Below are 13,239 nucleotides of genomic sequence, written 5' to 3'. Positions count from 1 at the left end.
GCATGGACGGTTTCGAAGGTCGGTTCAAAGGAAAAGCTGCCGTTATCACCGGCGGTGCGAATGGTATCGGGTTCGCGACTGCCACCGAGTTCGCTCGCCGTGGAGCACGCGTCGTGCTCGCCGACGTCGACAAGCCCGCGCTGGAACAGGCGGTGGCGCGGTTGCATGCCGAGGGGTTCGACGCGCACCCCGTGATGTGCGACGTCCGGAAACTCGATGACATGGTTCACCTGGCCGACGAGTCATTTCGCCTTCTCGGCCAGGTCGACATTGTCTTCAGCAATGCGGGCATTGTGGTCGCAGGTCCGATCGCACAGATGACGCACGACGACTGGCACTGGGTGATCGACATCGATCTGTGGGGCTCCATCCATGCGGTCGAGGCGTTCTTGCCAAGGCTGCTCGAGCAAGGTGCGGGCGGCAATATCGCCTTCACCGCATCGTTTGCCGGCCTGGTACCCAACGTCGGCCTCGGGGCGTACAGCGTCGCCAAATACGGCGTGGTCGGCCTGGCCGAGACGCTGGCCCGAGAGGTCAAGGAACACGGCATCGGTGTGTCGGTGCTCTGCCCAATGAACATCGAAACCAAACTGCTCTCCAATTCGGAACGACTCCGCGGCGCGGATAACGGGCTGGCATCAACGGCGGTCGTGACGGAGGGGCCGGTGCCGGCTCCGTCCCAGGAGGACGCCCTCGGTGTCGATGAGGTGGCCCGTCTCACCGCAGATGCGATTGCGGCCAACCGCTTGTACGTGCTGCCCCACGCGGCGGCTCGTGCGTCCGTCCGCCGCAGGTTCGAGCGTATTGACCACACGTTCGACGTTCAGGCCGCCGACGGCTGGACCCAGTGAAACGGCCATGCCGCCGCCGGTCACCTCCGCGACCCCGTCGTCGAGCAGGATGTCGGACGGCTTGATTGTCACCGTCCGACAGCCGTTCTCGCGCTGCCGGGCGCCCGGCCGATGACACCCTCGGATTCCAACTCGGCGATCTCGGGTTCGCTCAGCCCGATTTCTGCGAGCAGCTCGTGGTTATGCTGGCCCAGCAGAGGTGCCGGCTGCAGATGGAATCGATCGGGTCCGGCGGAAAACCGCACCGGCACTGTGCTGTGGGCGACTCGGGCATTGACCGGGTGACCGACGTCCTCGAAGAAGCCGCGGAACTGGAGTTGCGGAATGTCGGTCTGGCGATGCGGCTGCAGTACTTTGGCCACGGGGACGCCGGCATCCCACAGGCGCCGGACGATCTCGTCGCCGCTGCGATCCTGACACCAGGCGCCGAGATGCTCGTCGATCAGGTCGTGCCGTTCTCGCCGGCCGGCTGCATCGAACAGCCCGGAATCCATTGCCCACGAGGGCCGGCCCAGCGCCTCACACAACCCCGCCCACTGCTCATCGTTCGCCACGGCGACCGCGACCCAGCTGTCCAGACGACCGAATTCATCGACATCGTCTGTGCGGTAAAGGCTTTGGGGCGCCGAGGTCGGCCCTCGATTGCCTGCCCGCTGTAGCAATGCCCCGTACGCCGAGTATTCGATGACCTGCTCGGCGGCAATGTTGAGTGCAGCATCGATCATCGCGGCCTCGATCAAAGCTCCTTGCCCGGTGCGGCGCCGGTGCTCGAGCGCCAGCAGCAGCGCGTTGACCGCATGCACGCCGGCGTTCGGGTCGCCAACCGAGTACGGCTCGTAGGGGTTTCGGTCCGGATAGCCGGTCAGCCAGCTCACTCCCGACGCGGCCTCGATGACGTAGGCGAATGCCGGGTTGTCTCGCCACGGCCCGTCCAGTCCGAACCCGGGCATCCGCAGCAGGATCACGTCGGGCGAGAGCGCCTGAACGGCCGCGAAGTCCAGGCCGATCTGGTTCAGCACCCGAGGCGTGAAGCTCTCCACGACGACATCAGAGGTTGCGATAAAGCGGCGCAACACGTCCCGCCCCGCTGAGGTCTGCAGGTCGAGGGTCAATCCTTTTTTATTCGTGTTGAGAGCCGAAAAGATCGGCGACCTTTCCCACCATCGGTCTTCGGTAACCGGTACTCCGGCGATCAAGCGGGTGCCGTCCGGTTTGCGAGTGGACTCGACATGGATTACCTCGGCCCCGAGCATGGCGAGAAAATGCGTGCAGCTCGGACCGGCCCAAAAGGTCGTCATATCCAGCACACGTAAGCTCTGGAACGGCAGCCGATCTGCAGTGCCCGGCAGCGTCGACGCTTTCCGCGCCGGCCGACCGGCCCGGCGGTGCTGTGCGGTGTGCTCACCGAGGCGCGGGGCGGGTCGGGGCCGTCGAAGTAGCGCGGGCCGCATCCGATAGGGATGGTCGGGCTGACGGAACCCGTCGCGGGGGTTGGCGACGAATGACCGTCGCCCCCGGAAGTGTTCGAACTCGGCGATGTTGGCGCCGTTCGCCACCGGTGCGTTGGGAATCCGGAAACCGGTGGCTAGGTCGAGGATCTCATCAACGGTCTGGCCGGCAAACCACGCATAGATCTCCTCGGCCTTTTCGTTGGCCTGCTCGGTGATCGATACCGGTCGGTCCTCGTCGATCCAGTCCTGGCGTCCGATCATTGCGCACAGGTCGAACCATTGCTGGGCGGTTCCACATCCCACGTCCACCAGCCCATCCCTGGCCCGGGCAATCCCCGGAACGGTGACCTTGCGGGCATCGCGCCACGGCCGCCCGAGCATCTGGAAATAGGTGACCGGGTAATAGGTAAGCCCCAAGATCTGCGCTTCGAGCATGGACAGATCGATGAGCTCACCCGCACCGCAATCAATCTGCCGTAACCGCGATGCCAACGTCGCCGCGCTGGCATAAGCGCCGGCGAGATACTCACCGACCTGCCCACCGACGAATGTCGGTGCGCGGTCGGGTGAGCCGCGGCCAAGCCCGACGATCCCGCCCGACCACGCCTGCAGGGTGAATTCGGTCGCCGGGCGATCCCGCCACGGGCCTTCGAGCCCGAACGGGGTAATGGACGTGACGATCAGGTGCGGATGGGAACGACGCAGGGCGGCGGGCATGAATGTGTCGCACTCGGCCACCGTCGAACCGCGCGACCACACCACCGCGTCGGCAGAGGCCAATAGGTCACTCACGAACGCGACGTCGCCGTCGATGCCCGGATCGGCGACGACACTATGCTTGGAACACGCCAGGAAACCGAACAAGGCGCCGTCACCGGCGGGTTCGACGCGCGCCCCGGAGGCCGACCAGCTGCGCAGCGGATCACCCAGGGGCGACTCGACTTTGATCACCTGCGCACCGCCGTCGGCCAACAGCTTGGTGCAGTAGGCCCCGGCGATGCCGGTGGAGAGTTCGACGACGGTGTAGCCGTCCAGCGGGCCAGCCTCCGGCTGCGACGGCCGCTCGTCCTCCGCCATTTTCAAGCGCCGACAGCGACGTTGGCCGACGGGCTCGACGTCAGGATTTCCGGGCCGCCGGTCGTGATCAACACCGCCTCGCGGCCGAACACCGCGCCAACACCTTCTTGCCAGACATAGCCGGTAACAGCGAGCACCATCCCCGCTTCCAGCCGTTCCCCGGCAGCTGTCGCCGGCAAGTGCTGCGAAACGACCGGGGGGTCGAATCCCAGACCTAGGCCTCGGGCGATCGGCATCGGCGGCAGCTGCTCCCCCGCCGCCTGGTAGGCGGCCACCAGGTCGGTACCCGGCGCGCCCGGACGGCATGCGTCATACAGCCTGTGCCACAATGCATCCCAACGCCGATACAGATCGGCAGCACCGCTGGGTTCGCCAACAGGCCAGGTGCGTCCGACCTCGCCGGTGTACCCGTTGTCCAGCACGCCCGCCGAGAACGCCACTAAGTCGCCGGGCTCAACCCGTCCGTCCTCACTCGCCCGTCGCCACGGGTGATCGCGTGAGGTCACCCACGCAGCATCTTGGGTCGACGGGGTGCTCACGCCTCCCGCCGCCATGGCCTCCAGCAGGACGCCGGCCAGCGTCTTCTCGCCGACCCCCGGTCGCAGCTCGGCGACTGCCGCGGCCAACCCGACTTCAGCAACCCGGATGGCCTCGCGAAGCGCGCTCACCTCCTCGGCGATCTTGATCCGCCGGGCGGCCCGCATGGCCAGCTCACCGTCGACCAGCTCGGCGTTAGGGAATGCCACCGGCAGCAGCTGCGCAAACCCCGGCGAAAGCGCGTCGGTGCCAACACGTTTGGCGGTCGCTGCGCCCTCGATACGCTTGAGCACCGAAATCGTGTTCATCGGGTTCCAGGTAATGCCGTAAAGATTCTCGTGCGGGATGTCGTCCGGGACTCCTTCGTCCCAGGTGCTGAGCAGATGGATCGCCTCGCTCCGACGGACGAGCACGCAGGTGGGTCCGAACGGGCGGGTGCCTGCCACCCACAGCTGCGGCGCACCGGAGACGTAGCGCACGTTGGCCTGCCGACCCAGCACCAGCACGTCGAGGTCGTGCTGTTCCATCTGGGCCAGTGCCCGCTCCCGACGACCTGCGCGCAGCGCGCGGCCGTCCGGCAGAACCTCAGTCGCCATACGGGTGATAGGGATAGTCGGTCAACGGGATCCAGCCTTCCTCGGTGATGACGATGATCTCTTCGCTGCGATAGCCGCCGGTGCCGTCCTCCCACACCACCGGTTCCAGGACTAACACCATCCCCGGCTCGAAGACGAAGTTCTCATCGAACTCGTCACCGAGGTCGGTTCCGATCATGGGTGTTTCGGCGGCGTTGACACCGATGCCATGTCCCAGATAGAAGTGCGGCAACCATGGCCGGGTGCCGCCGTTGGCTTTGGTGGCCGTTCTGCCCAGCTCGGCGGCGGTGGCACCCGCGCGGGTCACGTCGAGCACCGCATCCATGATTTCCCGCCACTTGGCGAATTGCGCTTGCTGGCGGGCTGTCGGTTCAGCGCCGACCAACCAGGTGCGGCCGAAATCAGAGCAATAGCCCGCGTAGGTGATGCTGACATCGGTCCACAGCACGTCACCGGCGACCAGCTCGCGCTCGGTTGTCAACAGCGGCAATGCCAGATCACCATGGGTGGTCCAGACCCCGTCTGCCTTGGATTGCGGCATCACCTGCCAGATCGGTTCCAGCATGCTGGCCATCGCGCCCAGCTCGAAGGCGCGGCGCAGGAAACCGGCGGACAAGTCGATCTGGCGAATTCCGGGTGCCAACGCGGCCTGTACGTCGACCATCGCTTCGTCGGTGATCCGGCACGCGGTACGCATACAGGACAGCTCGTCGGGAGTCTTGATGAGCTTGGCGGCACCGACAATCTGCGCGGCGTCAGCGGGTCGCCCGGACGGGAAAAGTCGCGACTGCGCGCGCCGCATCGCGCCGGTGAGTTCGTCCACGGCGAGCACCGCCCCGACCGGGACCAGGTCCTCTACCACCCGCGCGAAAGTCTCCACACCTTCGTCGAACTCGAGATAAACCGGGCCGTGCAGGTGGTCGGCCGGCAGCCCCGATTCCGATGCGGCCCCTTCACGGAACGGCAGAAACAGGTGCGGATACGGGTCGTCGGCGAGCACTACCGCAACCGGACGTTCGACATAAGACAATCCGGCGTCACCCAACGGCCAGCTCACCCCGGTGGCGTAGACGACGCTGTTGTTTCCGAGCAGGATCAAGGCATCCACGCCGCGATCGGCCATCGCCGAGCGCAGCCGCACGCCGGTCTCGCGCCGCATCCGATCGAGATCCGGTGTGTCCGGGATATCGAGCGTTGACGTTGGTGCGGCCGAGAACGAAGTGATCGAAGTCATCTAGCAGCCTTAAACACCCAGGAATTCGGTGATATTGCCGCTCACGATCCGCGCCGCCGCCTCAGCGCCGACCGACTCGACAACCGCCGCCAACGACTTCTCGGAATAGCCAAAGGTGCTTTCGTTGTGCGGATAATCGCTAGACCACATCACCTTGTCGACGCCGATCTGGTCGATCAACTTCAGTCCGAGCGGGTCGACCATGAACGATGCGCTCATGTGGTTGTCCCAGTAGTAGCGAACGTCATGCTCCAGCGGGCGATTGAACATGTGCTGATACGACGCCACCAGGTGCTCGGCGTCCTGCAAAGCCCATGGCACCCATGCGATCCCGCCCTCGAACCAGCCGATCCGCAGCCTTGGGTGATCGTCGAGAATCCCGGAGAAGATGTACTTGGCGAACTGTTCGCGGAATCCATCGATATTGATCATCATGCCGACGACGACGCTGTTGAACTGACATGGGCTCTTCGGCGGGGTCTCGCCGATGTGGTGGGCCACCGGGACGCCGGCGTCTTCGATCTCGTCCCATACCGGCTTCATCCCGGTGCTGCCGTAGTCGATCGGAATGCCTTCGTCGTCCTTGCCCGGGTTGAGCGGTAGCAGAAAGGTCTTGAGCCCCAACGATTTCAGCTCCGCGAGCGTCCGGCGAGTGCCTTGTGGATCCCACCAGTTGATCAAGCCCGCGCCGTAGAAGTGGCCGTTTGAACGCTCCTGCAACTCGGCGATGTACTCGTTGTAGATGCGGAACGCGAGCTCGCGAAGTTCCTTGTCCGGGTAGTGGAACAGCGCCAGGATGGCATTGGGGAACGCCAGTTCCTTCTCCACACCGTCCTCGCGCAGCTCCTGAATGCGGGCCTCGATGTTGGTACTAGCCGCCCCGGGCAGGTCGTCGTACTGCATCAACACCGCGCTGAAGTCGCCCGGCAAGAACGACTGTCCTTTGCGTCCGACTTGGTAGGCGCCGTCCTCGTACCAGATTCGCGGCGCCTTGTCCTTGAGGGCCTCTGGAAAACGCTGATAGAAAATGTCGTCGGCCAGCGAAATGTGGTTATCCGCAGAGAAAACCACCGTTCCTTCCGGCAGGCCCACGTTCGTGCCGTTGGCGTGGCCGTGCCGATCCTTGGGTGCGCCGAATCCTCCGGGCGGGTAGAGCGAGACGGCGCTTGTTTGAGTCGACATCATTGACACTCCAATCGGATCCACACGTTTTCGACAGTAGTCATTTCGGATCCCCTGGTGAACGGATTCACCAGGTCACCGGTAGTTCATAGACGCCATATGCGAGCCGGTCGTGCTTGAACGGAATGTCTTCGATTGGCACGGCCAGTTCCAGCGTAGGGATGCGGCGAAGCAGCGTGTGAAAGACGATCTGCAGTTCGGCCCGAGCCAGCTGCTGACCGACGCATTGATGCCTGCCGTAGCCGAATGCGACGTGCTGGCCGGCGCCCGAGCGATGAAGGTACAGCCGCTCGGGTTCGGGAAATGCGTTGGCATCCCAGTTCGCCGGCGCCAGGTCGATGATGATCCCTTCACCGGCGCGGATCACCTCGCCGGCGATTTCAATATCCTCAGCGGCGACGCGGCGCTGCCCGTTCTGAATGATGGACAGGTAACGCAGTAGCTCCTCCACCGCGTTGGCGACGACTTTCGGGTCGTCGGTGTCACGCAGCACGGCCGCCTGATCCGGGTATTGCAGCAACGCCAGCACGCCGAGGCCGATCATGTTGGCCGTGGTTTCGTGCCCGGCGATCAGCAGCCCGGTACCCAGCTGCGCGGCCTCCTTGACGCTGAGCTCTCCGGCCTTGACCCTTTCGGCCAAGTCCGACACCGCATCTGCCGAATCTTCCAGCGGAGTCTCCACCTTGGCCTCGACCAGCTGGGCAAGATATTTGTGCAGACTCATCGCACCTTTGACGGTGTCCTCACCGGTCGCGTAGCGCGCAAGCCCGATATTGGCGTGGTGCTGAAACATCTCGGCGTCCTCATAGGGCACGCCCAGCAACTGGCTGATCACCAGGGACGGCACCGGCAGCGCCAGCGCCGTGACGATGTCGCCCGGCTGCGGTCCGGCCAGCATTGCGTCGATGTGCTCGTCGGTGACCTGCTGGATCACCGGCCGCAGGCCTTCGACCCGCTTGAAGGTGAACGGCTTCGACAGCATTCGCCGAAACCGCGTGTGCTCTTCGGCGTCAGCGGTGAAGACCGACCTGGGGCGCTTGTGCACCGTCGCCAACATGCCCTCGTTCCAGTGCGGAAAGCCGGGCCGCCGGTCATCGACGCTGACGCGAGAGTCAGAGAACAGCGTCCGGACTTCGTCGTATCCGGTGATGAGCCATGGTGTGCTGCCATCCCAGATCCTGACTCTGGACAGCGGTCGCGCCGCTCCGAGTTCCATCACCTCGGGCGGGGGGGCGAACGGGCAGCCGGCTGCCCTTCCCATCGGATATACCGGGGCGTCAGGAACCGCCTGGGTTACGGTGCCGGTGAGGGTGTCGGACACTTCTCACTCCTCGATGTCGATGGCCAGTGCGGGGCAACCCGCGGCGGCTTTGCGCGCGTTGCCGGCCTGTTCGTCGGGCGGGTTCTGGTTCAGCAGAACGACGACTCCGTCATCGTCGCGCTGGTCGAAAAGTTCGGGAGCGTGCATCACGCAGTTGCCTGACGAAGCGCATTTGTCTTGGTCCACAGTCACTTTCATAGCTTTCTACAGCCAGCTTCCTCTAATCGTGCGGGGTGACCGGTGCCAGCCAGAGTCCCACGACCGCGTCGATCAGACCGGAACCGGCGGCCTGCCACGACGAACCCGGCACGGATGCGCCTGCGGCCATTGCCCTCTCACGCTCGGCACAGGTGTGCATCAGCAGGTTCCGGGCCATCAGATTGCGTTCCACCCGAACCTCGATTGGCAGCTCGGGAAGACACCGGTTGATGCCGTCGATCACCTGGACCAGCGATTCAGATGTGAGCGCATCTTTCACCACGATGTTGTAGTAGGCCGGATCGGTCATCACTTGCGCGGCGAAGCGCGCGTACCAGGTCGGGTTGCCGAGCGCTGCGAGGTGGTCGGTCAATGGACGTACCAGACACGCCACCCAACTCCGCATATCGTCGCCGGCCCCCGATCGCAGCGTCTCGGCGACCATGCTTTCGCGCAGCTGCTCGATGGCCACCCGATGCCGCTGCTCGATGGCCCGCACCAAATCGGTTTTGGTGCCGAAGTGGTAGCCGACTGCGGCATTGTTGCCCTGACCGGCAGCCTCGCTGACCTGTCGATTAGAGACCGCGAAGACTCCATGCTCAGCGAATAGTCGCTCGGCCGCGGTCAGGATCGCCTCCTGGGTCGTGCTGGCGCGGTCGCCGCGCGCAGCCCTAGCGGTGGTCACCTGGCCAGTCAACGCCCTGACACCGATTAAGTCAAGCGATTGATTTAATCGCTGCGGTCGCTACGGCGCCGGGTCACCTTTCCCGCGACCGTGCCGCCGTCCACCGGCAACACGGTTCCAGTGACATACCTGGACCGGTCGCCGGCCAAGTACAACGCGGCCTCCGCGATGTCTGCGGTGGTGCCCTCCCGCTTCAGCGGCCGGTCGGCTCGCATCTGTTCCCGGATCGCATGCTCGAAACGCGCCAGCTCTTCTGGCGACTTCCCCGTGGTCGTAGTGGCCAGCAGCGGCGTCGGTATGTTGCCCGGCGCGATCGCGTTGACCCGGACTTCGTAGTGCGCCAACTCGATTGCGGCAGACTTGGTGAACATGATGACCGCCGCCTTGGACGCGCGGTACGTCATCACACCACCGCCGGCTTGAATCCCGCCGATCGATGACATGTTGATGATCGAGCCGCCGCCGCTGGTCGCCATCTGCCGGGCCGCGTCGCGGGTACCGGCCATCACGCCCAGCACGTTGACTGACATGACGCGGTGGAAATCGGCGAGGTCATCGTCGAGGAAACTGCGGTGCATCTTGCTGGAGATTCCGGCGTTGTTCACCATCACGTCCAGCCCACCGAACGTCTCGACCGCACCAGTGACCAGCGCACCGACCTGATCGGGGTCGGACACATCGGTCAATCGAAAGGCCGCGTCGGCGCCCAGGGTGGCGGCGAGCTCTTCGCCGCGATCGCGCTCGACGTCGGCGATGACCACCCGCGCGCCTTCCGCCAAAAACTTCTCGACGATGCCGGCACCGATGCCCGAAGCGCCGCCCGTGACGATCGCGACCTTGCCGGCCAGTTCGTTGACCATGTCGACGAGTTAATCGGCGCGACACCGGTTAAGTCAAGCGATTGATTTACCCAACGGCTCCGCAGCCCGCCACGGCCTGGTGCTACGTTCCGCTCGGCGAGGCTATTTGTTTGCTTCGAATTTTCTTGGCGTTGGCCTAGAACAGCCACGGTTTCGTAGTGTCGGCAGGGTTCCGTGGTCCGGCCTGAGCGGGTGGCACGGTGAAAGCCGTCGTCACCCCCGATCGTTCAAAGGAAACGATTTGAAAATCAACCGATTTGGCGTCGCGCTAAGTGTGCTGGCCACCGGTGCGCTGATGCTGTCCGCGTGTGGAAACAACAACACGACAAATGAAGGCGGTGCCACGTCTGGCTCGGCCGGTTCGTCAGCGGCCAATGTGAGTTGTGGCGGGAAGCAGACGCTGAAAGCCAGTGGATCCACCGCCCAGGCGAACGCGATGGCCCGGTTCGTCAACGCCTTCGAACAGGCATGTTCAGGCCAAACCTTGAACTACACGGCTAATGGCTCAGGGGCCGGGATAAACGAGTTTTTGGGTAACCAGACCGATTTCGGCGGCTCGGACGTCGCACTGAAGGACGACGAACACACCAGAGCACAGCAGCGGTGCGGCTCGCCGGCGTGGGACCTGCCGGCGGTGTTCGGCCCGATCGCGGTGACCTACAACGTCGACGGCCTGACCTCACTGAATCTGGACGGGCAGACCGCGGCGAGAATCTTCAACGGCACCATCAAGGCCTGGAACGATCCGGCCATCGCGGCGCTCAACGCCGGCGCTAACCTGCCCGCACTCCCGATACACGTCGTCTTCCGCAGTGACCAGTCCGGCACGACGGACAACTTCCAGCAATACCTCGATGCCGCATCGGACGGTGCATGGGGCAAGGGCCACGGAAAGTCGTTCAACGGCGGCGTCGGCGAAGGCGCCAAGGGCAACGATGGCACCTCGGCGGCCATCAAGAACACCCCGGGCTCAGTCACCTACAACGAATGGTCGTTCGCCCAGGCGCAGAAGCTGAACGTGGCCAGGATCGTCACTTCGGCCGGCCCCGACCCGGTGACGATCAGCGCCGATTCGGTCGGCAAGACGATCGCCGGCGCAAAGGTGAAAGGGCAGGGCAACGACCTGACCCTTGACACTGTCTCGTTCTACAAGCCGACACAGCCGGGCGCCTATCCGATCGTGTTGGCTACGTATGAGATTGTCTGCTCCAAATATCCGGACAGCCAGGTCGGCACGGCCGTGAAGGCGTTCCTTCAGGCCACCATCGGTCCCGGTCAAAATGGGTTGGCGGACAACGGATATATTCCCATTCCCGACGCATTCAAGTCGAGGTTGTCGGCCGCGGTCAACGCCATCGCGTGATCCAGAGCCATCGTGTCGACCGCACGACGCCTGCGCTGACGGCTAGCGACGGAAATAAGGCACGGCGCGGCGACCGGCTGTTCGAGTCGGTCGCCGCCCTCGCCGGCTCGACGATCATGCTCGCGATCGCTCTGATCGCGATCTTCCTGCTGGTCCACGCCATCCCATCATTGCGCGCCAACCACGCGAATTTCTTCACCAGTGCCCAATTCGACACCACCCACAGCAACGCCCTGGCCTTTGGCATCCGTGACCTCTTCATGGTGACGGTGCTGAGCTCACTATGGGCCCTGGCCTTAGCGGTACCGATTTCGATCGGGATCGCCGTGTTCCTGACGCAATATGCGCCGGCAAGACTTTCCCGCCCTTTCGGCGCGTTAGTCGACCTGCTCGCTGCGGTGCCGTCGATCGTCTTCGGGTTGTGGGGGATTTTCGTGCTGGCACCCCAACTCGAGCCGGTCGAAGCATTTCTCAACCGCGAGCTGGGATGGTTCTTTCTGTTCAAGGGCGGCAACGTCTCATTGGCCGGGGGCGGCAATATCTTCACCGCCGGCGTCGTGCTTGCCGTGATGATCCTGCCCATCATCACCTCGGTATCGCGAGAAGTGTTCCGGCAGACCCCGAATACTCACATCGAAGCGGCGCAAGCATTGGGCGCGACAAAGTGGGAGGTGGTGCGGATGACCGTGCTGCCGTTCGGTCGTAGCGGTGCCGTCGCTGCATCCATGCTCGGATTGGGCCGCGCTCTGGGCGAAACCGTGGCCGTGTTGATCATCTTGCGCGCCTCGGCCCGTGCCGGGATTTGGTCGCTTTTCGACGGTGGCTACACATTCGCCTCCAAAATTGCGTCTGCGGCGAACGAATTCAGTGATCCACTGCCGACAGGTGCCTACATCTCGGCTGGATTCGTGCTGTTCGTCCTCACGTTCATCGTCAACGCAATCGCCCGCACAATCGTTGGCCGGGCGGTCAAGCAATGAGCGTCTCCACCCTCAACCTGCCCGTCAAAGATGGGGCGGTTCAGCCGGTCAGTATCGGGCGGCGGATCAAAAACAACATCGCGACCGTGCTTTTCGTCGTTTCCTTTGTCAGCGCGTTGGTACCGCTGGTCTGGCTGCTGTGGGTTGTCATCCAGCGCGGCTGGTACGCCATCACGCAGCCCGGATGGTGGAGCCACTCACTGCGCGGAGTGCTACCGGAACAGTTTTCCGGCGGGGTTTATCACGCCATCTATGGGACCCTGGTGCAAGCCGGGGTGGCGGCTATCCTGGCCATACCACTGGGATTCATGACCGCGGTGTACTTGGCCGAATACCGTTCCAGTCGCCTGGCGCGGTTCACCAGCTTCATGGTTGACGTGCTGGCCGGGCTGCCCTCGATCGTCGCGGCCCTGTTCATCTTCAGCCTGTGGATCGCCACCCTGGGATTCCAGCAGAGCGCGTTTGCGGTATCACTCTCGTTGGTCTTGCTGATGTTGCCGGTCGTGGTGCGGTCATGCGAGGAGATGCTCAAGTTGGTGCCCGACGATCTGCGAGAAGCCAGCTACGCCTTGGGTATTCCGAAATGGAAAACCATCATGCGGGTCGTGGTCCCGATCGCGATGCCGGGCATCATTTCCGGCGTTTTGCTGTCGATCGCGCGGGTTATGGGCGAAACCGCGCCGGTGCTGGTCCTGGTCGGCTATAGCCGTTCCATCAACTTCGACATCTTCAACGGCAACATGGCATCGCTGCCGCTGTTGATCTACACCGAACTCAACAATCCCGAACACGCCGGCTTCCTGCGGGTTTGGGGCGCCGCTCTGACATTGATCCTCGTGGTGGCGGCCATCTATCTGGTGGCCGCGGCAGCCAATCGCGTGATCACAATCCGCAGACGCTGAAG

The 13,239-nt window shown here is 64.0% G+C and carries 12 protein-coding genes; 4 read left to right on the top strand and 8 right to left on the bottom strand.

What is annotated here, in order from left to right; all coding sequences use genetic code 11:
• The first annotated feature begins 2 nt into the window (after positions 1–2).
• Positions 3–851, top strand: a complete 849-nt coding sequence (locus tag VNW74_RS05870; protein ID WP_325675659.1) for an SDR family NAD(P)-dependent oxidoreductase — start codon at positions 3–5, stop codon at positions 849–851.
• 68 nt (positions 852–919) lie between these two features.
• Here the strand turns inward: VNW74_RS05870 and VNW74_RS05865 are convergent, their stop codons facing one another.
• The 8 genes from VNW74_RS05865 to VNW74_RS05830 form a co-directional block, all read right to left on the bottom strand.
• Positions 920–3,379, bottom strand: coding sequence for a CoA transferase (locus VNW74_RS05865; protein WP_325675658.1), 2,460 nt, complete (start codon positions 3,377–3,379; stop codon positions 920–922).
• Between the two features lie 2 nt (positions 3,380–3,381).
• Positions 3,382–4,512, bottom strand: a complete 1,131-nt coding sequence (locus tag VNW74_RS05860) for a M24 family metallopeptidase (RefSeq protein WP_325675657.1) — start codon at positions 4,510–4,512, stop codon at positions 3,382–3,384.
• The gene (locus VNW74_RS05855) at positions 4,502–5,746 is read right to left on the bottom strand and encodes a Xaa-Pro peptidase family protein (protein ID WP_325675656.1); all 1,245 of its coding nucleotides are present in this window, start codon (positions 5,744–5,746) and stop codon (positions 4,502–4,504) included. Before VNW74_RS05855 ends, VNW74_RS05860 begins: the two co-directional genes overlap by 11 nt.
• A 9-nt stretch (positions 5,747–5,755) precedes the next feature.
• The gene (locus VNW74_RS05850) at positions 5,756–6,817 is read right to left on the bottom strand and encodes an amidohydrolase family protein (RefSeq protein ID WP_325675680.1); all 1,062 of its coding nucleotides are present in this window, start codon (positions 6,815–6,817) and stop codon (positions 5,756–5,758) included.
• A gap of 178 nt (positions 6,818–6,995) precedes the next feature.
• The gene (locus VNW74_RS05845) at positions 6,996–8,249 is read right to left on the bottom strand and encodes a cytochrome P450 (protein ID WP_325675655.1); all 1,254 of its coding nucleotides are present in this window, start codon (positions 8,247–8,249) and stop codon (positions 6,996–6,998) included.
• A gap of 3 nt (positions 8,250–8,252) precedes the next feature.
• Positions 8,253–8,447, bottom strand: a complete 195-nt coding sequence (locus VNW74_RS05840; RefSeq protein WP_325675654.1) for a ferredoxin — start codon at positions 8,445–8,447, stop codon at positions 8,253–8,255.
• A 22-nt stretch (positions 8,448–8,469) separates the two neighbouring features.
• A complete protein-coding gene (locus VNW74_RS05835; RefSeq protein ID WP_325675653.1) occupies positions 8,470–9,132 on the bottom strand; it encodes a TetR/AcrR family transcriptional regulator in 663 nt (220 codons plus the stop codon).
• A gap of 44 nt (positions 9,133–9,176) precedes the next feature.
• Positions 9,177–9,992 carry a glucose 1-dehydrogenase gene (locus VNW74_RS05830; protein WP_325675652.1) on the bottom strand — a complete coding sequence of 272 codons (816 nt, stop codon included), beginning with the start codon at positions 9,990–9,992 and terminating at the stop codon, positions 9,177–9,179.
• Positions 9,993–10,233: 241 nt separating this feature from the next.
• Here VNW74_RS05830 and pstS point away from each other — a divergent pair, with 241 nt between their 5' ends.
• Genes pstS through pstA form a run of 3 tightly spaced genes read left to right on the top strand, consistent with a single transcriptional unit; the run spans position 10,234 to position 13,237 of the window.
• Entirely contained in the window at positions 10,234–11,355 is a 1,122-nt protein-coding gene (gene pstS, locus VNW74_RS05825) for a phosphate ABC transporter substrate-binding protein PstS (protein ID WP_325675651.1), read from the top strand.
• Positions 11,355–12,335 carry a phosphate ABC transporter permease subunit PstC gene (gene pstC / locus VNW74_RS05820; RefSeq protein WP_325675679.1) on the top strand — a complete coding sequence of 327 codons (981 nt, stop codon included), beginning with the start codon at positions 11,355–11,357 and terminating at the stop codon, positions 12,333–12,335. Before pstS ends, pstC begins: the two co-directional genes overlap by 1 nt.
• Positions 12,332–13,237 (top strand): phosphate ABC transporter permease PstA, encoded by a 906-nt coding sequence (gene pstA / locus VNW74_RS05815; protein WP_325675650.1) that lies wholly within the window; start codon positions 12,332–12,334, stop codon positions 13,235–13,237. The genes pstC and pstA overlap by 4 nt, the downstream gene beginning before the upstream one ends.
• The last annotated feature ends 2 nt before the right edge of the window (positions 13,238–13,239 follow it).

It is taken from the genome of Mycobacterium sp. (assembly GCF_035570115.1).
Taxonomy (GTDB): domain Bacteria; phylum Actinomycetota; class Actinomycetes; order Mycobacteriales; family Mycobacteriaceae; genus Mycobacterium.
Note: the sequence above shows the minus strand (reverse complement) of the source record. Positions and strands in the feature narration are given on the sequence as shown.

What these genes read in the sequence shown, in the direction of transcription:
- VNW74_RS05870 (WP_325675659.1), top strand. Translation starts at nt 3, where the DNA reads ATGGACGGTTTCGAAGGTCGGTTCAAAGGAAAAGCTGCCGTTATCACC.
- VNW74_RS05865 (WP_325675658.1), bottom strand. Translation starts at nt 3,379, where the DNA reads ATGGCGGAGGACGAGCGGCCGTCGCAGCCGGAGGCTGGCCCGCTGGAC.
- VNW74_RS05860 (WP_325675657.1), bottom strand. Translation starts at nt 4,512, where the DNA reads ATGGCGACTGAGGTTCTGCCGGACGGCCGCGCGCTGCGCGCAGGTCGT.
- VNW74_RS05855 (WP_325675656.1), bottom strand. Translation starts at nt 5,746, where the DNA reads ATGACTTCGATCACTTCGTTCTCGGCCGCACCAACGTCAACGCTCGAT.
- VNW74_RS05840 (WP_325675654.1), bottom strand. Translation starts at nt 8,447, where the DNA reads ATGAAAGTGACTGTGGACCAAGACAAATGCGCTTCGTCAGGCAACTGC.
- VNW74_RS05830 (WP_325675652.1), bottom strand. Translation starts at nt 9,992, where the DNA reads ATGGTCAACGAACTGGCCGGCAAGGTCGCGATCGTCACGGGCGGCGCT.
- pstA (WP_325675650.1), top strand. Translation starts at nt 12,332, where the DNA reads ATGAGCGTCTCCACCCTCAACCTGCCCGTCAAAGATGGGGCGGTTCAG.